The organism is Pseudomonas sp. WS 5059 (assembly GCF_012985525.1).
GTDB lineage: Bacteria > Pseudomonadota > Gammaproteobacteria > Pseudomonadales > Pseudomonadaceae > Aquipseudomonas.
Genome location: NZ_JAAQWO010000005.1, coordinates 506,732 through 525,584 on the forward strand (window position 1 = coordinate 506,732; position 18,853 = coordinate 525,584).

General features: G+C 60.7%; 22 protein-coding genes. 9 read left to right on the forward strand and 13 right to left on the reverse strand.

Features of this window, described 5'->3' with window-relative positions:
* From HBO12_RS17665 to HBO12_RS17695, 7 genes are all read right to left on the reverse strand, one after another.
* Complete coding sequence (locus HBO12_RS17665; RefSeq protein ID WP_169952620.1) at nt 1-627, reverse strand: response regulator transcription factor; 627 nt, start codon at nt 625-627, stop codon at nt 1-3.
* A 355-nt stretch (nt 628-982) separates the two neighbouring features.
* Entirely contained in the window at nt 983-1,384 is a 402-nt protein-coding gene (locus HBO12_RS17670) for a response regulator (RefSeq protein WP_169952618.1), read from the reverse strand.
* Between the two features lie 247 nt (nt 1,385-1,631).
* Nucleotides 1,632-2,963 carry a deoxyguanosinetriphosphate triphosphohydrolase gene (locus tag HBO12_RS17675; protein ID WP_169952616.1) on the reverse strand — a complete coding sequence of 444 codons (1,332 nt, stop codon included), beginning with the start codon at nt 2,961-2,963 and terminating at the stop codon, nt 1,632-1,634.
* 72 nt (nt 2,964-3,035) lie between these two features.
* A complete protein-coding gene (locus HBO12_RS17680) occupies nt 3,036-4,199 on the reverse strand; it encodes an EAL domain-containing protein (RefSeq protein WP_170042824.1) in 1,164 nt (387 codons plus the stop codon).
* Nucleotides 4,200-4,293: 94 nt separating this feature from the next.
* Complete coding sequence (locus HBO12_RS17685) at nt 4,294-4,635, reverse strand: hypothetical protein (protein ID WP_170042825.1); 342 nt, start codon at nt 4,633-4,635, stop codon at nt 4,294-4,296.
* Complete coding sequence (locus HBO12_RS17690; RefSeq protein WP_169952610.1) at nt 4,632-5,018, reverse strand: phage holin family protein; 387 nt, start codon at nt 5,016-5,018, stop codon at nt 4,632-4,634. Before HBO12_RS17690 ends, HBO12_RS17685 begins: the two co-directional genes overlap by 4 nt.
* A gap of 2 nt (nt 5,019-5,020) precedes the next feature.
* Nucleotides 5,021-5,335 (reverse strand): ElaB/YgaM/YqjD family protein, encoded by a 315-nt coding sequence (locus HBO12_RS17695; RefSeq protein ID WP_029298079.1) that lies wholly within the window; start codon nt 5,333-5,335, stop codon nt 5,021-5,023.
* Nucleotides 5,336-5,690: 355 nt separating this feature from the next.
* On the opposite strand from HBO12_RS17695, the gene HBO12_RS17700 reads away from it, so the two are divergent.
* Nucleotides 5,691-6,899: an ammonium transporter gene (locus HBO12_RS17700; RefSeq protein ID WP_169952608.1), complete on the forward strand. Its 1,209-nt coding sequence runs from the start codon at nt 5,691-5,693 to the stop codon at nt 6,897-6,899.
* Here HBO12_RS17700 and HBO12_RS17705 read toward each other — a convergent pair.
* Nucleotides 6,886-8,622, reverse strand: coding sequence for a cation:proton antiporter (locus HBO12_RS17705; RefSeq protein WP_178123760.1), 1,737 nt, complete (start codon nt 8,620-8,622; stop codon nt 6,886-6,888). The two genes, HBO12_RS17700 and HBO12_RS17705, sit on opposite strands and share 14 nt — an antisense overlap.
* A gap of 148 nt (nt 8,623-8,770) precedes the next feature.
* Here HBO12_RS17705 and HBO12_RS17710 point away from each other — a divergent pair, with 148 nt between their 5' ends.
* The 3 genes from HBO12_RS17710 (at nt 8,771) to HBO12_RS17720 (ending at nt 10,357) form a co-directional block, all read left to right on the forward strand.
* Entirely contained in the window at nt 8,771-9,007 is a 237-nt protein-coding gene (locus tag HBO12_RS17710) for a glutaredoxin family protein (RefSeq protein ID WP_169952603.1), read from the forward strand.
* A gap of 75 nt (nt 9,008-9,082) precedes the next feature.
* Complete coding sequence (locus HBO12_RS17715; RefSeq protein WP_169952600.1) at nt 9,083-9,418, forward strand: transcriptional regulator; 336 nt, start codon at nt 9,083-9,085, stop codon at nt 9,416-9,418.
* Between the two features lie 48 nt (nt 9,419-9,466).
* Nucleotides 9,467-10,357 (forward strand): pseudouridine synthase, encoded by an 891-nt coding sequence (locus HBO12_RS17720; RefSeq protein ID WP_169952597.1) that lies wholly within the window; start codon nt 9,467-9,469, stop codon nt 10,355-10,357.
* A 68-nt stretch (nt 10,358-10,425) separates the two neighbouring features.
* Here HBO12_RS17720 and HBO12_RS17725 read toward each other — a convergent pair whose 3' ends face one another.
* Together HBO12_RS17725 and mobA are read right to left on the reverse strand one after the other, a co-directional pair.
* Nucleotides 10,426-10,647, reverse strand: a complete 222-nt coding sequence (locus HBO12_RS17725) for a YgdI/YgdR family lipoprotein (RefSeq protein WP_029298091.1) — start codon at nt 10,645-10,647, stop codon at nt 10,426-10,428.
* Between the two features lie 81 nt (nt 10,648-10,728).
* Nucleotides 10,729-11,331, reverse strand: a complete 603-nt coding sequence (gene mobA, locus HBO12_RS17730) for a molybdenum cofactor guanylyltransferase MobA (protein ID WP_170042826.1) — start codon at nt 11,329-11,331, stop codon at nt 10,729-10,731.
* Between the two features lie 76 nt (nt 11,332-11,407).
* On the opposite strand from mobA, the gene moaB reads away from it, so the two are divergent.
* The 3 genes from moaB to yegS all read left to right on the forward strand — a co-directional run bounded on the left by moaB (nt 11,408) and on the right by yegS (nt 14,147).
* Nucleotides 11,408-11,947, forward strand: coding sequence for a molybdenum cofactor biosynthesis protein B (gene moaB / locus HBO12_RS17735; RefSeq protein ID WP_029298095.1), 540 nt, complete (start codon nt 11,408-11,410; stop codon nt 11,945-11,947).
* Nucleotides 11,931-13,157, forward strand: coding sequence for a molybdopterin-binding protein (locus tag HBO12_RS17740; protein WP_169952592.1), 1,227 nt, complete (start codon nt 11,931-11,933; stop codon nt 13,155-13,157). Before moaB ends, HBO12_RS17740 begins: the two co-directional genes overlap by 17 nt.
* An 87-nt stretch (nt 13,158-13,244) precedes the next feature.
* The gene (gene yegS, locus HBO12_RS17745) at nt 13,245-14,147 is read left to right on the forward strand and encodes a lipid kinase YegS (protein WP_169952589.1); all 903 of its coding nucleotides are present in this window, start codon (nt 13,245-13,247) and stop codon (nt 14,145-14,147) included.
* Here the strand turns inward: yegS and HBO12_RS17750 are convergent.
* From HBO12_RS17750 to HBO12_RS17760, 3 genes are all read right to left on the reverse strand, one after another.
* Nucleotides 14,131-14,790, reverse strand: a complete 660-nt coding sequence (locus HBO12_RS17750; protein WP_169952586.1) for a response regulator — start codon at nt 14,788-14,790, stop codon at nt 14,131-14,133. The genes yegS and HBO12_RS17750 overlap by 17 nt on opposite strands.
* Complete coding sequence (locus HBO12_RS17755) at nt 14,787-15,680, reverse strand: sensor histidine kinase (protein ID WP_170042827.1); 894 nt, start codon at nt 15,678-15,680, stop codon at nt 14,787-14,789. Before HBO12_RS17755 ends, HBO12_RS17750 begins: the two co-directional genes overlap by 4 nt.
* Nucleotides 15,681-16,011: 331 nt before the next feature.
* Entirely contained in the window at nt 16,012-16,461 is a 450-nt protein-coding gene (locus tag HBO12_RS17760) for a hypothetical protein (RefSeq protein ID WP_169952581.1), read from the reverse strand.
* A gap of 551 nt (nt 16,462-17,012) precedes the next feature.
* Between HBO12_RS17760 and HBO12_RS17765 the strand changes: the two genes are divergently transcribed.
* Entirely contained in the window at nt 17,013-17,948 is a 936-nt protein-coding gene (locus HBO12_RS17765) for a chemotaxis protein CheV (protein WP_169952578.1), read from the forward strand.
* A gap of 91 nt (nt 17,949-18,039) precedes the next feature.
* Nucleotides 18,040-18,846, forward strand: coding sequence for an MOSC domain-containing protein (locus tag HBO12_RS17770; protein ID WP_169952575.1), 807 nt, complete (start codon nt 18,040-18,042; stop codon nt 18,844-18,846).
* Nucleotides 18,847-18,853: the final 7 nt, after the last annotated feature.

The window sequence follows — 18,853 nt, forward strand, 5'->3', positions numbered from 1 at the left end:
TCACACTAACGCGTTGCGTTTTGCCATCTCGATAAGTTCTACCAAGGACTTGGCCTTGAGTTTTTGCATTAGTCGTTTTTTATAAGTGCTGACCGTTTTATTGCTGAGGAACATACCTTTGGCAATCTCCTTGTTTGTACGGCCTTGTGCAAAAAGTTGTAAGACCATAAGTTCTCGGTCATTGACTGACTTGAAAAGATTCAATTCTTCATTTTCGCCGAGTTCGGCGCCGGTGGTGTTCAATGCTTGACTTGGGAAATAGTTGTAACCTGAAAGTACAGCCCTGATGGCACTTAGTAGTTCACTCAGATCACCTTCTTTGCAGACATAACCATCGGCTCCTGAACGCATGCAGCGTGTGGCAAAAAGTGTCGGGGACTGGGCGGTCAGAATCAACGTTTTCATTGGAGTACTCATTGCATTGAACCTGCAGAGAACCTCCAGTCCGTCGAGCTTGGGGATGCTGATATCAAGTATGATGAGGTCTGGCAGACATTCGCGGACCATTTGTATTGCATCACAACCGTTATCTGTTTCGCCGACAACTTTGTAACCTTCATGTTCCAGCAACATTCGGATTGCAAGTCGAATAACCGGGTGGTCGTCAATAATAAAGACTGTATTCATGAGCCAATTCCATACTAGTGCAAATAAGCGCGCACATTAGCTCAGAAGGTAGGGTAGGAGCATGAAGGGAAGGCTGAGCAGATATAAAACAGGAAAATTCCTACCATAAAAAAGGTATTGGACTACAATGCGCTAAGGCTTTGTTGGCCGTGTTGTAAGAGTTTCCTAGGTGAAAGGTTTGAAAGCTGTGCAGTGTTATTTGTAAGAGGGATGGGGGCGATATTTCATTTGTGAATGCGTTTAATGTCCTACGTTAAATTTTGAAAAGTTACTTTGGCAGCTCTCGGTATGTTGATGCAGTAGGGTACTTCAGCTTTGCCGGGTGATTTGGGGGTAAATGCCAGATGGGGACTCGTTAGTCGTGGGCTAGCGCTGATTGGTTGATCAATTCGATCCAGGCTTCTTTGTTCAAGGGCTTAGCCAAATATCCAAGCAGGCGCAAGTCACGTTGTATTGCCAGGGTTTTCAAATATTCCAGTTCGAGGGCGGGCAGGCCACTTAGCAATACAGCACTTTTGACAAAGCCTGCATGGCTGGCTATCTCCACCAGCTCCAACCCGGTGAGGTCGGGCAGGCATTGGTCACATAACATCACGTCGAAGGGGACCTCGGTTGTACGCATCAACTTGATTGCCTGCTCGGCATTTGCGGCGGGTGTCAGTTGGTCGTAGCCGAAACTCTTGAGCAGGCACTGAATGGCCAGGAGTTGAAACGGGTGATCTTCCACCAGCAGGATGCGCAATTGTCGTTCGGGCATAGGAAGTTCCGTGGAAGTAGCTGTAGGCGCAAAGATGCCAGCCAGTGCCTGTGTCTGTTTGCCCTGTGAGCAAGACGTTGGGCTATCTTGGGTTTGCGTGAATGTAGGAGCTGAGCGCTGGGGTGGATAAGAGAGGGGTGATTATTCATCGGGTGTTGGGGCAAATTCGATCAGGCTGCTCTGGTGCTTGCGTAGGTCGATTCTTCGAGGCAAGCGCCCAGGCAGGAAAACCTGCCTGGGCCATGGGTCATTGAGGGTAGGAGCGCCCGGTCATTTCCCGGGCCATCTCACTGGCGTAGCTATCGGTCATGCCGGCGATGAAGTCGATCATGCGCAGGAATGAGCGATGCAGCGGCCAGTCAGGATGGGGTGCGCTGTTGCCCAGCAAATCCAGGACGCGTCGATTCTTGAAGGATGGAGTACGGCCGCCATGCTGTTCCAGGGCAGCGCCGCAGAAGGTGTTCAGCAGGATCTCCAGGGTGGTGTAGGCGCCGATCTCATGCAGGGTCTTGCGCTTGTCCTGGAAGATTTTCTTGCGTGCCATGTCCTTGGCATTCAGTACACAACGTTTGGCCGGGCCATGCATATGTTCCACCAGGTCGCCTTGCAAGGTCCCGGCCAGTAGCGCCTGCTGTTGCTCGACGAACGCCCGCGCGGCGGCGTTGGTCAGGTGCTCGATGGCCTTGCCCCGCAGGATCGCGAGTTTGCGTCGCCTGGAGTCCTGGGGCCCCAGTTGCCGGTAGGTTTCCGGCAGGTCATCGCCCACCAGGTTCAGCAGCAGCGACTCGACCTCGGCGTACTCCAGCAAGTCCATCTCCAGGCCGTCTTCCAGGTCGATCAAGGCGTAGCAGATGTCGTCGGCGGCCTCCATCAGGTACACCAGTGGGTGGCGTGCCCAGCGTTGTTCCTCGAGTTGCGGCAGGCCGAGTTTCTGGGCGATCTGTTCAAGGATCGGCAATTCGCTCTGGTAGCAGCCGAACTTGTGTTTCTTGTAGCCCAGGGAGTCGGCGTGGCGGGCGGTCCATGGGTATTTGAGGTAGGTGCCCAGGGTGGCGTAGGTCAGGCGCGTACCGCCGTCGAACTGGTGATATTCCAATTGCGTCAGCACGCGGAACCCTTGCGCGTTGCCTTCGAAATTGAGGAAGTCATTGCGCTCGGCGCTGCTCATGTCGTCCAGCCAGCCACGGCCGGCTGCCTGCTGGAACCAGTGGCGGATCGCATCTTCGCCGGAATGGCCGAACGGCGGGTTGCCGATGTCATGGGCCAGGCAGGCCGATTGCACCACCATGCCCAGGTCGCTGGGGTCGCACCAGTCAGGCAGGGCGCTGCGAATGGTTTCGCCGACGCGCATGCCCAGGGAGCGCCCCACGCAACTGACTTCCAGCGAATGGGTCAGCCGGGTGTGGATATGATCGTTGCTGGTCACCGGATGGACCTGGGTCTTGCGGCCCAGGCGCCTAAAGGCCCCGGAGAAGATGATCCGGTCATGGTCTTTGTGAAACGGGCTGCGGCCCAGCTCTTCTGGGCTGTGCAGCGGTTTTCCAAGGCGTTCGCGGGTAAGCAGGGTAGGCCAATCCAAGGCGAGGGCTCTCCGTGGGATGAATGTCGACCCCCAGCTTCCCGGTTCGGCGGGCCTGGAGCAAGCGAAAAACTACAGGCCGGCGGCGTCAATATCGATTAACAGCAGGCGCTGACCGTTATCGAAGAATTGTCCTGCTGTCAGGCAGTATTGATTGGTCGTGGCATCGCGGTAGGTACTGGACAGAATCAAGCGGCGTTCCTCCCAGCCTTCGGCCAGCAGGTGATAGAAGTAAGGGCGCCATGACCAGTTGTGGCCCAGGTAGTGGCTGTCGGCTTGCCAGGCATCCTGGCGCCACTCGAAGTTGGGGGTCAGTTGGGTGCCGTGGCGATCGCACTGATAAAACCGCAGCAGCCGGGGAAAGCCCGGCAGCCAGGGCAATTGACTGAGAGGCTCCTGGGCCAGCGCCCAGCCCTGCAGGATCTGCATCAGTTCGATCAGTTGCTGGCGCAGCAGCATGATTCGCCCGCGCTCGGCCAGTTTGTGCTGCACGTAAGCCTGGCGCAGCACGGCGAAACGCGGGACGAATGCGTCGGCGGCGAACCACTCCAGTTGCGCCTGGGCAAACAGGTAGCCCTGGACATACCGCGCGCCACATTCAAGGGCAAAGCGCAGTTGCGCTTCGGTTTCCACGCCTTCGGCAATGATCCAGCATCCGGTTTTTTCCGCCATTTGCGCCAGGGCGCGCACCACCTCACCGCTGGGTCCGCCGAGGGCCGCTGCCTGGAACAGGCGCATATCCAGCTTGAGGATATCCGGGCGCAGGGCAAGGACCCGATCCAGTTGGGAATACCCGGCACCAAAGTCATCAATGGCAATCCGCGCTCCCGCCTCGCGGTAGCGGGCGACGACCTCGGCCAGGCGCTGGCTGTCGCCTCCCAGTTCGGTGATCTCAAACACGATGCGCTTTGGATCGACGTCATGGGCTTGTAGCTGTTTCAGGCTGGGCAGGGCTTGACCCGGTCGCAGCAGGGTGATCCAGCGTGGCGAGATATTGAGGCTCAGGAACCAGTCTTCAGGCGCCTCATGCAGGCGGCTCAGGGCGTTGTCGCGGATCTTGCGATCCAGGCGCCGCAGCGCCGAAGTGGGCGTGCGGGCATCGGCGAACAGGGGGCCGACCGAGTGCAGTTGACCATCTGCCTGGCGCAGGCGGCCCAGTGCTTCCACCCCGGCAATGCGCCCGGTGGCGGTGTCGATAAATGGTTGGAAACAGGCGAGCGGTTGCCCGTCAATCACAGAGCCTCCTTAGGGTGCTTCGGCATGAAAAAAGCCCGGTACCTGTAGGGAGGGAACCGGGCCTGATCCGTTTGCAAGAATGCAGCCAATTGTCTCAGGACTTGCGGGAGGCACCCTGCATCGCGAGCTTGATCAAGGGGATCAGCCCCGCACCGAGCCTTACCAGGCGGGTCATGGTGCCGATGCTGCCACCCTTGGCGCCTTTGCCGGTGAAGAATCCCAGCAGGGTCACAGCAGCGACGCCCCACAGCGGCGCATGCTTGATCCCGAACCCGTCCTGCCAGCTTTGGCCCAGGTTGCGCACTTTTTGCAAGGGCAGCAGCAATTGCTGGGACTCGTGGCGAATTTCCTGGCGGTGCATTTCCATGCGCAGGCGGATCAAGGCCTTGCGCATTTCCCGCCGGGAATTGGTTTGCGGCAGTTCAGTCAGGCTCATGGCAGCAGGCGCTCCCGGTCGTTGGCCAACTCTTCGAGGGTGGCGTGGAAAGGCGTGGATTCATCGAACACCGCGGCCTTCAAGCGCAACCCGCAGAACGCTGCGGCGAGTACGTAAAACACGCATAGGCTGATGATCCCGGTCAGGCGATAGGTATCCCAGACCAGGATCATGACCAGCGCCGACAACCCCACCAGCAGCAACAGGGCGAACACCAGTGCCAGTCCGGCAAACAGCAGCAGGCTGACGGTGCGTGCCTTCTGTTCCTGCAACTCGATGCCGAACAGCTCGACATGGCTGTGCAGCAAGCCCAGGACAGCCGCGCCGAGGCGCCGCGATGAGGAACTTGGGCCCGTGGACGAGCCGGTTTCGCCGATAGACATGATTAGCGCCTTGTAGCCAGCAGGCCGATCAGAAAGCCCACGCCGGCAGCGATGCCAACGGATTGCCAAGGGTTGGCCTGTACATAATCCTCGGTGGCGGTGACCGCCGCCTTGCCGCGTTCGCGCAGGGAATCTTCGGTCAATTTCAGGGTTTCCCGGGCCTGCAGCAGGCTGTCGTGGATCTTCGAGCGCAGTTCATCAGCCTGGTCACCGGCCAGAATCGCGGTGTCATCCAGCAGCTTTTCGGTATCGCTGACCAGGGTCTGGAAATCTTCCATCAGTATTTCTTGAGCAGTCTTCGCCGTTTTTCTGGCCATGGTTATCTCCGTGAGTGGCTGTCTGGTGCTTGAACGGGGTTTTGCTTGAGAGTCGCCGGCATTGCTGAAGGTTCACTGCAATTGTCTGGTACAGCTTTTGCTTTGCCATGGTGCGCCAGCCCAAAGGTTTGCGCGCAATGCGGGCGGTTTCGGCCAAAGCCTTGAAAAACCTTACCCTAAATCACTAAAACCCGTGGAAAAACCCGCAAGTCATTGCTGTCTTCAACAGCCGTCGCGCCAAAGCGGTTCATATCCTCTGTAGAAGGGTAGAGCACGCAGTGCCAATTTAGTGCGCGATCGTAGGGCGATGAACTGCTTTGGTGCTTTTTCCTCAACTGCAGGCCTGCCAATCCCCATGGAAAATGTGCAAAGCGCGGTGGACACCTTGGTCCACAGCTCCAATACGCTGTTTATTCTGATCGGCGCGGTGATGGTCCTGGCGATGCATGCCGGCTTCGCGTTCCTGGAAGTCGGGACGGTACGGCAGAAGAACCAGGTCAACGCGTTGTCGAAAATCCTCAGTGACTTTGCGGTCTCGACCCTGGCCTATTTCTTTATAGGCTATTGGATCTCTTATGGGGTCAGCTTTATGCAGCCGGCCGCGGTGCTCAGTGCCGACCATGGCTACGGCCTGGTGAAGTTCTTCTTCCTGCTGACCTTCGCAGCGGCCATCCCGGCGATCATCTCCGGGGGGATTGCCGAGCGGGCGCGCTTTGTTCCACAGCTGTGCGCCACGGCGTTGATCGTGGCGTTCATCTACCCGTTTTTCGAGGGCATGGTGTGGAATGGCAACTTCGGCCTGCAAGCCTGGTTGCTGGCGACCTTTGGTGCGACGTTCCACGACTTTGCCGGTTCCGTGGTGGTGCACGCCATGGGTGGTTGGCTGGCGCTGGCGGCGGTGTTGCTGCTGGGCCCACGCCAGGGCCGCTATCGCGATGGGCGCCTGGTGGCGTTCGCGCCTTCGAGCATCCCGTTCCTGGCGCTGGGTTCGTGGATATTGATCGTCGGCTGGTTCGGTTTCAACGTCATGAGCGCGCAGACCTTGTCCGGGGTGAGCGGGTTGGTGGCGGTCAATTCGCTGATGGCCATGGTGGGCGGCACCGTGGCGGCACTGGTGATCGGGCGAAATGACCCAGGCTTCCTGCACAACGGCCCGTTGGCCGGGCTGGTGGCGATCTGCGCGGGCTCCGACCTGATGCATCCGGTGGGCGCGCTGGTTACCGGCGTGGTGGCTGGCGGCTTGTTCGTCTGGTGCTTTATCGCTGCCCAGGACCGGTGGAAGATCGATGATGTGCTGGGTGTCTGGCCGCTGCATGGCCTGTGTGGCGTGTGGGGCGGGATTGCCTGCGGGATTTTCGGCCAGAGCGCCTTGGGTGGGTTGGGCGGCGTAAGCCTGATCAGCCAGTTGATCGGCACCGCCCTGGGAGTGGTGGTGGCCCTGGCTGGCGGGTTGCTGGTGTACGGCGTGCTCAAGCGCATCTGCGGCCTGCGCTTGAGCCAGGAAGAGGAGTACTACGGCGCGGACTTGTCGATCCATAAGATTGGCGCCGTCAGTCAGGATTGATCGGGTCTGCACGGTTGTCGTCGGTGTGCTGGTAGAAACCGTGGAGCAAGCGGTAGCGGTTGCGCCGCACTTCGTCGACCCGGTCGCGCACCTGCTGGTCGGGCAGGCCGAGCATGATCATCGCGTGCGAGGCGAGCATCAGGCTTGACTCCAGTAGCTCGGGCACCACTTCACTGGCCCCGGCGGCTTTCAGTTCAGTCAGCTGGCTGTCGTCGCGGGTGCGCACCAGGATCGGCACTTTATGGTTGATCCGCCGTGCTTCCTTGAGCACCGCCAGGGCCACGTCGCTATTGTCCACGGCAATCACCACCAGGCGCGCGCGCTCCAGGCCGACGGCGCTGAGCAGGGCACCGCGCCGGCAATCACCATAATGCACGCTGCTGTCCTCGGTGGCGGCTTCCTGCACGCGCTCGGGGTCATCGTCCAGGGCAATGAACGCTTGTTGTTCACGGCGCAGGAAGCGCCCGATGGATTGACCGACCCGGCCATAGCCGCAGATCACCACATGCCCGCGTAGCTCAGCATTGAGCGCGGTGATGGCCTCCAGTTGCACTTGCTGGTTGGGTTTGCGATGCAGGCGCAGCGCGATCGCGGGCGCGGCCCGCAGCAGCAAGGGCGTGAGCAGCATGGAGCAGAACGTCGCTGCCAGTAGCAGGCTGCTGATTTCGCCGGGCAGCATATTGCTCAATTGCATCTGCGCCATCAGCGCAAAGCAGAACTCGCCGCCCTGGGCCAGCGCCAGGCCACTGCGCCAGGCGGTTTCGCTGTCGCTGCCGCGCAGCTTGACCAGCGCGGCGACGATGCAGCCCTTGATCAACATCAGCGCCAGGGTCAGCCCGAGGATCTGCAGGCTGTGGCTGATGAACAGCTGCAAGTCGATCAGCATGCCGATACTGACAAAGAACAGCCCCAGGAGAATGTCGCGAAACGGTCGGATATCCGCTTCGATCTGGTGCCGGTAATGGCTTTCCCCCAGCAGCATGCCCGCCAGGAACGCGCCGAGGGCCGGCGACAGGCCCAGCAGGTGCGTGAGCCAGGCCGTGAGTAGCACGATCACCAGGGCCAGCAGTACGAACAGCTCCGCCGAATGCGAGGCGGCCACTTCGTGGAACAGGCGCGGCAGCAGCCAACGGCTTGCAAGCAGCAGGCCGAGGAACAGCACCACGGTCTTGCCCAGGGTCAGCGGCAGAGCCCAATACCAGGCCTGCTCGCTGCTGCCGGCGAACACCGGCACCAGGGTCAGCAACAGCACCGCGACCACGTCCTGGAACAACAGCACGCCTATTGCGTTTTGCCCATGGCTACTGAAAATCTCCCCCAGGCTGGTCAGCTCCTTGCTCACAATCGCGGTGGATGACAGCGCGAGCCCTGCCCCCAGCAACAATGCGGCCACCGGCGACATACCCATCAACAGCAGCAAGGCGCCCAGCACCACGGCGCAGCACAACACTTGCAGGCTGCCGAGGCCAAACACCACCCGGCGCAGGCTGAGCATCTTGGACAGGGAAAACTCCAGGCCCAGGGAAAACAGCAGGAACACCACGCCCAGTTCGGCGAGGTCTGGCAGGTCTTCGCTGTCATTGACCCAGTCCAGGGCGGTTGGCCCGACGGCCAGGCCCACGCACAGGTAGCCGAGCACCGGCGGCAGTTGCAGCCGGCGGAACAGTGCAATGACGACCAGGGATGAGGCAAGAATGATCAGCAGGTTGGCAAACACAGACATCTCCGTCGGGGTGTTGCAGGAAAAAAGCCGCGAGAATCGCTGAATCAGTTATAGGCCATGGTGATCTGGATCAGGTCTTTGGCATGACTCGACGAGGTTTTTCCCGCGGCCTAGAATGAGGACCTGTTTCTTATCGGGTCTGTACATCATGCCTCCTGAATGCCAGTTGTTCGGCACCCTGGGCTGCCATCTGTGTGAGCTTGCCGAAGATGAAATCATGCCGTTGGTCGAACATGGGCTGTTGGTCGAGTTGGTGGATATCGCTGATTCCGAAGCACTGTTCGAAGCCTACGGCCTAAGTATTCCGGTGCTTCGCCGGGTGGATACCGGGGCGGAACTGGGTTGGCCGTTCGACACTGAACAGGTGGTCGCCTTTCTAATCTAGCGCCATCCCCATGGCAGGTTGCTGATTATTCGGTTACTGTATGTTTGTACAGCGATTGAGTGAGGGGGAACGCCCGTGGTGAATGTCGAACAACTGAAAAGCAGCGTCAACCGCATGTCCGTCGACGTCGTGCGCGATGCGGTGAATGAGCTGCGGCTCGATGGCCTGGTCACGGAAGGCAAGACGCCGTTCAACAAAGTGCATTTCAATACCTGCTTTGCCGAAATCGAAGCATTGTTCCAGCGCGCCGGTTATCACAAGCAACTGGACGTGGTGGGATACCAGGGCTTGCTGTATGCCTTGTACGATCCTGGCCGCTGGGAGGCGGTGGACGTGCTGCGCTGGCTCAAGGAATTCACCGAGGCTGCCAGTGCTTCGCCGGTGTTGCGGGCCGAATTGGTCAGGGCTTGAGCTTCTGGGGGATAATGCCCCCTTTGTTTCCAGGCCTTGAGCGTACGCATGTCCGATACCGGTTTTTCCGCTGCCCAGAACCAAGCCAGTACCTTGTACCTGCCGCCTGGCCCCTGGGTGACGGTACTCGATTGCCTGTGCGAGCATTTTCGCGCCATCGGCCGCGAGCAATGGCTGGACCGCATCGCCCGTGGTCGGGTGCTGGATGGCAACGGCCAGCCCATCGCCGTGGATCTGGCCTACAAGGAAGGCTTGCGCATCCACTACTTTCGCGAAGTGCCGGATGAAAAACCGATCCCGGTGCAGGAAACCATCCTGTACGCCGATGAGCATCTGGTGGTGGCTGACAAACCACACTTCCTGCCAGTGACGCCCGCCGGCGAATATGTCGAGCAGACTTTACTGCGCCGCCTGATCCGTAGCCTGGATAACCCGTCGCTGGTGCCGCTGCATCGCATTGATCGCCATACCGCAGGGCTGGTGTTGTTCTCGGCCAACCCGCAAAGCCGCTCGGCGTATCAGCAACTGTTCCCCACCCGCCAGATCGATAAAATCTACGAAGCCATTGCCCCGGCCTTGCCTGCGCTGACATTCCCGCTGGTGCACAAGAGTCGCCTGGTGGAGGGCGAACCGTTCTTCCGCATGCAGGAAGGGCCCGGTGCAAGCAACACGGAAACGGCGGTGCAGGTGCGCGAAAAAAACGGCGACCTGTGGCGCTATGGCCTGTTTCCGGTGACCGGCAAGAAACATCAACTGCGCGTGCATATGACGGCGCTGGGCGCGAGCATCTGCAACGACCCGTTTTATCCCGAGGTCATCAAGGATGCCGTGGATGACTACGCCAACCCGCTCAAGTTGCTGGCCCAGGGTGTGCGGTTTATCGACCCGGTAACCGGCGAGCAGCGCAGTTTCAGCAGCAGAATCGTGCTGGACTGGTGATATTTCCCACGCGCCAGATACAACAAAGCCCGCTCAAAAGCGGGCTTTGTTGTATCTGGCGTTAAGACTTACAGGTCTTTAACGGTGCGAACCTGATCCTTGTTGATGCGGGTACGCTTACCATCCAGTTGTTCGAATTCGTAGAAGCCCGAATCCTGATCGAATTTAGGGGTGTCGACAGCCTGGATTTCGCGACCGTCATTCAGGGTGATCACTGTTGGCGAGGCGCAACCGGCGAGGGTGGCAAGGCCCAGTGCAAGCATGAGAGCGGCGATGGTCCGTTGAGTCATGAGTCTTCTCCGAGAGTAATGCTGTGTTGAGTTCTGACCTTGTGACGTGTGCAACGTCGGCAAAGTTCCTTGTTCTAGCACTCATTCTGACACGCCGGGGCGTGGGTGCAACAACTCTGGTGTATTGAGGTTGGCCAGGCGCGGATCGTTTTCGGCGCATTCGAGCGCCTTTGCCCCCAGTTTCAGCAGGATCTGGCGCGGGCTGCGCTCTGCAGCCTGCCAGGCGCGCTCCACATCACCGCGCAGGCGCGTCGGTATGACGCAGAGCAAAGGCTCCCAGAACTCGCCATGGCGGATCATCACCGGCACCTGTGGGTGTTGCCGTGCGGTGTCGAGCAGGTCTGCCAGCAACTGCCCATCGATGTGCGGCACATCACAGGGCAAGATCAATAGATGTTCATGGCGCGCGGCGGCCAGCCCGGCGCGGATACCGGCCAAGGGGCCCGGGAAGTCAGGACTGTCGTCGCTTACCAACTGGTCGGCATAGGCGGCGTACTGCACCTGGTTGCGGTTGCAGGAGATGATCAAGTCATCGGTCAACGGCCGCACCAACTGGTGCAGGTGAGCAATCAGCGGTTGCCCGTGCCAGTCGAGCAGGCCCTTGTCCAGGCCGCCCATACGCTGGCCGCGACCGCCGGCCAGCAACAGGATCGAGCATGGCAGGGGCGAAGAATTGAATGGCATGACGGCTCCGCGCAGGCAGTGAAATAGGGGCCTGTGATATAACATCGGGCTGTTTCTTAGACAACCGGACCGAGCCATGAAAGCCAAGGCTGATGCGCCTTTCGTACCTCTTAACATCGCTGTACTGACCGTCAGCGATACCCGCACCCTGGAAACCGATACCTCCGGGCAAGTCTTCGTTGACCGCCTGCTCGCGGCCGGCCACCGCCTGGCCGAGCGGGTGCTGCTCAAAGATGACCTCTACAAAATCCGTGCGCAAGTGGCGCACTGGATCGCCGAGGACGTGGTGCAAGTGGTGTTGATCACCGGCGGTACCGGCTTTACCGGCCGCGACAGCACCCCGGAAGCTGTCAGTTGCCTGCTGGACAAGCAGGTGGACGGGTTTGGCGAGCTGTTCCGGCAGATCTCGGTGGCCGATATCGGCACCTCCACCGTGCAGTCCCGCGCCCTGGCCGGCCTGGCCAATGGCACCCTGGTGTGCTGCCTGCCGGGCTCCACCAACGCTGTGCGTACCGGTTGGGACGGGATTCTCGCCGAACAACTGGATGCCCGCCATCGCCCGTGCAATTTTGTGCCGCACCTCAAGCTGGCCGAACCGTGTGAATCCCGTGGATAAGCCGGGCAAGACCGGCGCGTTGATGCCGGTAGAAGAAGCACTTGAGCGCTTGTTGAACATGGCCGAGGCCGCGCCAATCCGTGAGCAGCAATACCTGCCATTGGCTGAGTGCGACGGGCGCGTATTGGCCGAGGCGCTGGTCTCCACCCTTGACCTGCCGCCCTGGCCCAACAGTGCGATGGACGGCTACGCCTTGCGCACTGCCGATTGGACGGGTGAGCCGCTGCCGGTGAGCCAGCGTATTTTCGCCGGGCAAGCCCCGGAGCCCCTGGCGGCGGGGACCTGCGCGCGGATCTTCACCGGCGCCCCGGTCCCGCAAGGCGCCGACTGCGTAGAAATGCAGGAAAACGCCGAGGTGCAAGCCGACCAGCGCGTGCGCTTCACCCAGGCGCTGCACGTAGGGCAAAACATCCGGCCCAAGGGCCAGGAGACTACGGTCGGCGAAGAAGTCCTGACGGCGGGTACGCGGCTCGGCCCGATTGAACTGGGCCTGGCGGCCTCCCTGGGGCGCGACCGCCTGGCGGTGGTGCGGCGCGTGCGTGTGGCGGTGCTGTCGACGGGCGATGAATTGATCGAGCCCGGCCTGCCGTTGGGGCCGGGGCAGATCTACAACAGCAACCGGCGGGTGTTGTGCAGCTGGTTGCAACGCCTGGGTTGCGAGGTGATCGACGCGGGTATCCTGCCCGATGACCTGGAACTGACCCGTACCCGCCTCGGCGCACTGGGTTCGGTGGACCTGATTTTGTCCACCGGCGGGGTCTCGGTGGGAGAGGCGGATTTCCTCGGTATCGCACTGCGCGAGGAGGGCGAACTGGCCTTGTGGAAGCTGGCGATCAAGCCTGGCAAACCGCTGACTTTCGGCCACTTTCGCGGCGTGCCGGTGATCGGTCTGCCGGGGAACCCGGCGTCCACCCTGGTCACGTTCGCCCTGTTGGCACGGCCATACCTGTTGCGCCGCCAGGGGGTCGAGGTGGTGCAGCCCCTGCGTTTCGAGGTGCCGGTGGGGTTCGTCTGGGCCAAGCCGGGTAACCGTCGCGAATACCTGCGCGGGCGCCTTGAGCAAGGGCGGGCGGTGATCTACCAGAACCAGAGTTCCGGCGTATTGCGCAGTGCCGCCTGGGCCGAGGGTTTGGTGGAAGTACGCGAAGGCAGCACCTTGGCCATCGGTGACCGGGTGAACTTCATTCCCCTGAGTGAAGTATTGGGCTGAAGAATTAATTTACAGCCCAATGGCTTTTTTCTGACTGCCGAAGGTCAACATCCCTCAGGTCCCCTCCAACGATAGGAGCTTCACCCCATGAGCAAACCCAAGGCACTGTTGATTCTGCACGGCAAGCAAGCCCTCAACGAAGACGTGCGGGCGGCAGTGCAAGGCAAGCGCGAGCAGGGGTGGGAGCTGGCGGTGCGTGTCACCTGGGAGGGTGGCGATGCCCAGCGCCTGGTAGGTGAAGCCCTGGATGCCGGCTACACCCGCCTGATCGCGGGTGGTGGTGACGGCACGTTGCGCGACGTGGCCGAGGCCATGGCACGCGCCAAGACTGACGCCAGCCTGGTGCTGATGCCCCTGGGCACCGCCAATGACTTCGCCCGGGCGGCCGGGGTGCCGCTGGAGCCGCGCCTGGCGCTGGAGCTGCTGGACGTGGCGCCGCAAGCCATCGACCTGGGGGAGGTGGGCGGGCAGGTTTTCCTCAATATGGCCACCGGCGGCTTTGGCAGCCAGGTCACCGCCAACACCTCCGAAGACCTGAAAAAGGTATTGGGTGGCGCGGCCTATCTGTTCACCGGCCTGTCGCGTTTCAGCGAGCTGCGGGCCGCCTATGGGGAACTGGTGGGCCCGGACTTCCATTGGCGCGGCGAGTTGCTGGCCCTGGGCATCGGCAACGGTCGCCAGGCCGGGGGCGGGCATGAGCTGTGCCCGGGCGCCCTGGCCGATGATGGCCTGCTGGATATCAGCATCCTGCCCGCGCCCCAGGAAGTGGTCGGCACCTTGCGCAGCCTGATGACCGACGGCTGGGGCCTGGACAACCTGTTCGTACGGGCACGCCTGCCGTGGGTGGAGATCAAGGTGGCCGAAGGGTTGGACATCAACCTCGATGGCGAGCCGCTCAAAGGCGATGACCTGCGTTTTTGCGCCTTGCCCAAGGCCTTGCAGGTGCACTTGCCGGTGGATTCGCCGTTGCTGGCTAATCGTCCAGGCTGATGATTTGTTCGCGCACGGCAAACAGCACCAGGCCGGCCACATCGAAAATCTGCAAGCGCTTCATGATCTGCGAGCGGTGGGCTTCCACGGTCTTGATGCTCAGGCCCAGGCCGTGGGCGATTTCCCGGGTGGACTTGCCGCGCACGATCAGGCGCAGGATTTCCAGCTGGCGTGCCGTCAGGTTGTGGCGCTGTGTAGGAGGTGCCGGGTGTGACTGGCTGTGGATCAAGGCCTGGTTGATCACCGTGTGGGCGATCGCCGGGCTCAGGTAGCGCTCGTTGTTGCGCAGTGCCAGCAGCGCGTGTTCCAGCTCATTGGCGGTGGTGTCCTTGAGCAGGTAGCCGTGGGCACCGGCCTCCAGGGCCCGCATGATCAATTGCGGGTCGGTGTGCATCGAAAGGATCAGCACCTTGCTCTTGGGGTAGGCGTGCTTGAGTTGCTGCAGCGCATCCAGGCCGCTGGTGTGCTTCATCGACAAATCCAGCAGGACGATATCGGGCTGCAAGGCGTCGAATTGTGCGAGCACTTGCGCGCCGTCGTTGGCTTCGCCAATCACCGCATAGCCGGGGATATCGAGGATCAGCGCGCGCACGCCGGCGCGGATCAGTGCGTGGTCATCTACCAGGAGTAAATTGCAGGTCACTCTAGAACCTTAGGGGGACTGGCCCGCTCGAGGGTGCGCGGCGCCCAGGGGAACAGCGCTTCGATCCGCGTGCCAAAGCCGGGTTGGCTATTGACCGTCAGCAGGCCGCCCAGTTGATCAATGCGCTCGGACATGCCCGCCATCCCGCTTTGCCCTGCAAGGCCTGGGTCGGTGGCGGGCGAGAAGCCCTGGCCGTCATCGCTGATAAACAGCGAGAGCCCCTGGGGCAAGCGTCGCAGGCGCACCAGCAGGTTGCGCGCCTGGGCGTGGCGCAGCATGTTGGTCACGGCCTCCTGGGTAATACGGAAGGCTGCCACGGCCATCTCTTCCGGAATCCCGGTCAGGCGTTGCTGGCATTCCAGGCTCCAGTGCACCGGGGTGTTTTCCAGGGTCTTGAGCAGGTGCGCGCGCAGGCTCGCTTCCAGGCCCAGGCTGGTGAGTTGCCGTGGGTTGAGAATGGCCGACACGTCGCGCACTTTGGCCAGGGTTTCGTTGAGGGTGTTGCACAGTACGCCGCACTGTTCCTGCAATTCTGTCGGGAGGCGGCGCTGCAGCCAATCGCTTTGCAGCTTGGCGGCGGTCAGCAATTGGCCGATATCGTCGTGCAATTCGCGGCTGAGGCGATGACGCTCGTTTTCCTGGACCTGCAACAGGCGGTCGGCCAACTCCTGGGGCTGGAACTTGATCGATTTACGCGAGCGCCATCGCTGCAGGCCCGCTGCGGCCAGGGCGGCGAGGTTGAGCAGCAGCAAAAATATCGGCAGCGGCGCTTCGTGGGCATACACCCACAGGCTGACCAGGGTCGCGCACAGGCACAGGCCAAGCGTGACCCAACGGGTAGTGCCCGGGGAGACGAACCTGGCGATAAGTGACTTGGGGCTGGCGTACATAGCAGATGGAGCCGATGGAGGTTCGCTGCGGGTAGACCGGTCATGACCGCTGGCCGGGCTCTGTTTGGAAAGCGAGTGAGTTGGGTGTTGGTTCGAGGGGCTTCTCGGATTTTCTTACATCTGGGGCAGCCACGTCGAGCGCGGTAATAGTACCACCAACAATTACCGTTGGTCGCCTGTGCAGTACTTAGTTCAGCGAGCCCAAGTTGTACTATTAAACGAGACTTGCATCGTTATTACCAATACAGGCTTATTGATAGTTGGCTGGCTAAATACCTTCCGCAGACTTAGTTGGTCGCCCGCTGGCGGCCTGGCTTAATCGCACGAAAGGTTAGGAGGCGCAGTGCAAGGATTGGCGAAAGTGTGTGCCAGCGTCCTTCTGGGGAATCTGCTGGGCAACGGTTTCAATCAAGATGGTTTGCTCGGCGTCGTCCAGGCTGAGTTTACCGGTCTTGATATCGATCAATTCCAACTGCCAGGCCAGTAGCGTCAGGCAGTCATGCAGGGCGGCAAGTGCCGCGTCGTGGAGTTGCATCGGGCTTTGGGCGTTGCTGATCAGATCCTGGATGTGCCGGGAAAAATTACCAATGGCTGGCAGCGCCATGGCATCGGCTTTTTCGGCAAGTTTGACCAAGCTGCTTTTCATGCAATCGATGGCGTCGTTATCGTTGCGGATCAAATGCAGGTGGCTCAGGCATTCCTCTGACTTGGCCAGCAGCATTTCTGCCTCCAGGAGGAACTCGGGAAGTGCGTCTTGCCACTCTTTACCGTCGTTCATCATGAAAGTCTCCACAACATACGGTCAGATAATGAGATGTAGCACCGTAGCAACGGCTTCAAACTAGCGCCGAAATATGACCGGAATCTGTAGTTCGTTTCTGAATTTTGAGTAGTACTTTTATTTGAGTGATCAGCGTCGCGATGGCTGGCGCTGCGTGCAGTGGAAACAACCAGGGGTGTTCGCATGACTTCGATTGCCCAGGCGATAACGCCTGGAAGGCCCTTGGGCCGCGGGCTTGCGATAGCAAACAAAAGCCTGACTCCATTCATGCAATGAGAATGGCGTCACATTAATGGCTATTGGATATTGCGAATATCAGGTTGGACCTGATTGCGACTAGGGGAATCCCCTATATGACGGAACCTTGTGACCGTTTGAGGGTCTGGCGGCGCCGCTTGACTCCCGGATGGGAGGTGATGCCAGTAAAGCATGATGTCAGTGTGACATCAATGCATTTACGTGGCATTTTACCCAGGGTCAAGGTCTGGCGCCGTCTGCCGATAACCTTCTCCAGTAGGCAGCAAATCTTTCAGCACACCCAGGAGTCTTCAATGGCTGGCATTCTCGACACGGTAGATCAACGCACGCAATTGGTGGGTGAGAATCGCCTGGAGATCCTCATGTTTCGCCTGGCCGGGCGTCAGTTGTTCGCGATCAACGTGTTCAAGGTGCAGGAAGTCCTGCAGTTGCCCAAGCTGACCCTGATGCCACAGCGCCACCCGTTTGTCTGCGGCGTGGTCAACCTGCGCGGCCAGACCCTGCCGGTGATCGACCTGTCCCAGGCCATCGGCATGCGTCCGCTGGTGCCGGGGCCCAACAGCACCATTATCGTTACCGAGTACAACCGCTCGGTGCAGGCCTTCCTGGTGGGCGGCGTCGACCGCATCGTCAACATGACCTGGGAGTCGATCCTGCCTCCGCCGGCCAGCGCCGGTCGCCAGCACTACCTCACGGCCATCAGCAAGGTGGATGAGCAGTTGGTAGAAATCATCGACGTGGAAAAAGTCCTCGCCGAGATCGTGCCCTACAACGCCAAGGTCTCCCGGGAAAAACTCGAGGACCCGGTCCTCGAACGTGCCCGTGGCCGCGAAGTGTTGCTGGTGGATGACTCCAACGTGGCCCTGTCGCAACTGCGTGACACCCTGGGTCAACTGGGGGTGAAGATGCATATCGCCAGTGATGGCCTCAAGGCCTTGAACATGCTCAAGGCGTGGGCGGACACCGGCCAGGTAATGACCGACAAGTTGCTGATGATCTTCACCGACGCCGAAATGCCCGAGATGGACGGCTACCGCCTGACCACCGAGATCCGCAACGACCCGCGCCTGCGTGGCCTCTATGTGGTGTTGCATACCTCGTTGTCCGGCAGCTTCAACGATTCGATGGTGAAGAAGGTCGGTTGCGACAACTTCCTCTCCAAATTCCAGCCCGACAAGTTGGTGGATGTGGTGCGCCAGCGCCTGATGCTGGACGAAGTCCCAGCCTGATACCTTCTGGCCACGTTGCCGACCGGGGAAGTTTTGATTCTGGCAGCGTGCTCGTATAGGGTGACGTTTTTGTTCACAGGAACCCAGGCTCATGCTTCGTCTCAGCGCGTTGTATCGGTACCCCTTGAAGTCGGGCAAGGCAGAGACCTTGGCGCATATCGGCCTGGATAAACTGGGGCTGGACGGGGATCGACGCTGGATGTTGGTGGACGAGGCCAGCGGGCGCTTCCTGACCCAGCGCGCAGTAGCGCAGATGAGTCAGTTGTCGGCCCTCTGGAACGGCGCTGGAGGCCTGACCTTGAGTGCTGCTGGCCAGCCCACGCTGGACGTGGCATTGCCCGGCGCTGACGCCGAGTTGCGCGGTGTGACCATCTGGCGCGACACCCTGCGGGTTCCCGATGCCGGCGATGAAGCCGCGCGCTGGGTCAGCGACTTTATCGGCAAACCGACCCGCCTGGTGCAGGTGCCCCTGGAGCGCGCGCGCACCACGGCGGCCGGCTATGGCAAGGATGATGACCAGGTGGCATTCGCCGACGGTTTCCCGCTATTGCTGATCGGCCAGGCGTCCCTCGACGACTTGTCGCAGCGCATCGGCCGGCCCATGGAAATGCTGCGCTTTCGCCCCAACCTGGTGATCGAAGGCAGTGAGGCCTTTGCCGAGGACGGCTGGAAGCGCCTGCGCATCGGGGAGGTAGAGTTCCGGGTGGTCAAGTCCTGCTCGCGGTGCATCCTCACCACCATCGACCCGGCAACGGGTGAGCGCAGCGCCGACCGCCAGCCGCTGGCGACCCTGGAAACCTACCGCAAGGAGCCCGATGGCGTGATGTTCGGCCAGAACCTGGTCAATGACGGGGTGGGCCACCTGGAAGTCGGTATGCCGGTGACGATCCTCGAGTAACCCAGGC

Coding starts and splice junctions, on each gene's coding strand:
- HBO12_RS17710 (WP_169952603.1), top strand. CDS start 8,771: ATGCCTCCTGAATGCCAGTTGTTCGGCACCCTGGGCTGCCATCTGTGT.
- HBO12_RS17695 (WP_029298079.1), bottom strand. CDS start 5,335: ATGGCCAGAAAAACGGCGAAGACTGCTCAAGAAATACTGATGGAAGAT.
- HBO12_RS17665 (WP_169952620.1), bottom strand. CDS start 627: ATGAATACAGTCTTTATTATTGACGACCACCCGGTTATTCGACTTGCA.
- moaB (WP_029298095.1), top strand. CDS start 11,408: ATGAAAGCCAAGGCTGATGCGCCTTTCGTACCTCTTAACATCGCTGTA.
- HBO12_RS17705 (WP_178123760.1), bottom strand. CDS start 8,622: ATGTCTGTGTTTGCCAACCTGCTGATCATTCTTGCCTCATCCCTGGTC.
- HBO12_RS17760 (WP_169952581.1), bottom strand. CDS start 16,461: ATGATGAACGACGGTAAAGAGTGGCAAGACGCACTTCCCGAGTTCCTC.
- HBO12_RS17725 (WP_029298091.1), bottom strand. CDS start 10,647: ATGACTCAACGGACCATCGCCGCTCTCATGCTTGCACTGGGCCTTGCC.
- HBO12_RS17765 (WP_169952578.1), top strand. CDS start 17,013: ATGGCTGGCATTCTCGACACGGTAGATCAACGCACGCAATTGGTGGGT.
- mobA (WP_170042826.1), bottom strand. CDS start 11,331: ATGCCATTCAATTCTTCGCCCCTGCCATGCTCGATCCTGTTGCTGGCC.
- HBO12_RS17700 (WP_169952608.1), top strand. CDS start 5,691: ATGGAAAATGTGCAAAGCGCGGTGGACACCTTGGTCCACAGCTCCAAT.
- HBO12_RS17685 (WP_170042825.1), bottom strand. CDS start 4,635: ATGAGCCTGACTGAACTGCCGCAAACCAATTCCCGGCGGGAAATGCGC.
- HBO12_RS17755 (WP_170042827.1), bottom strand. CDS start 15,680: ATGTACGCCAGCCCCAAGTCACTTATCGCCAGGTTCGTCTCCCCGGGC.
- HBO12_RS17690 (WP_169952610.1), bottom strand. CDS start 5,018: ATGTCTATCGGCGAAACCGGCTCGTCCACGGGCCCAAGTTCCTCATCG.
- HBO12_RS17670 (WP_169952618.1), bottom strand. CDS start 1,384: ATGCCCGAACGACAATTGCGCATCCTGCTGGTGGAAGATCACCCGTTT.
- yegS (WP_169952589.1), top strand. CDS start 13,245: ATGAGCAAACCCAAGGCACTGTTGATTCTGCACGGCAAGCAAGCCCTC.
- HBO12_RS17720 (WP_169952597.1), top strand. CDS start 9,467: ATGTCCGATACCGGTTTTTCCGCTGCCCAGAACCAAGCCAGTACCTTG.
- HBO12_RS17770 (WP_169952575.1), top strand. CDS start 18,040: ATGCTTCGTCTCAGCGCGTTGTATCGGTACCCCTTGAAGTCGGGCAAG.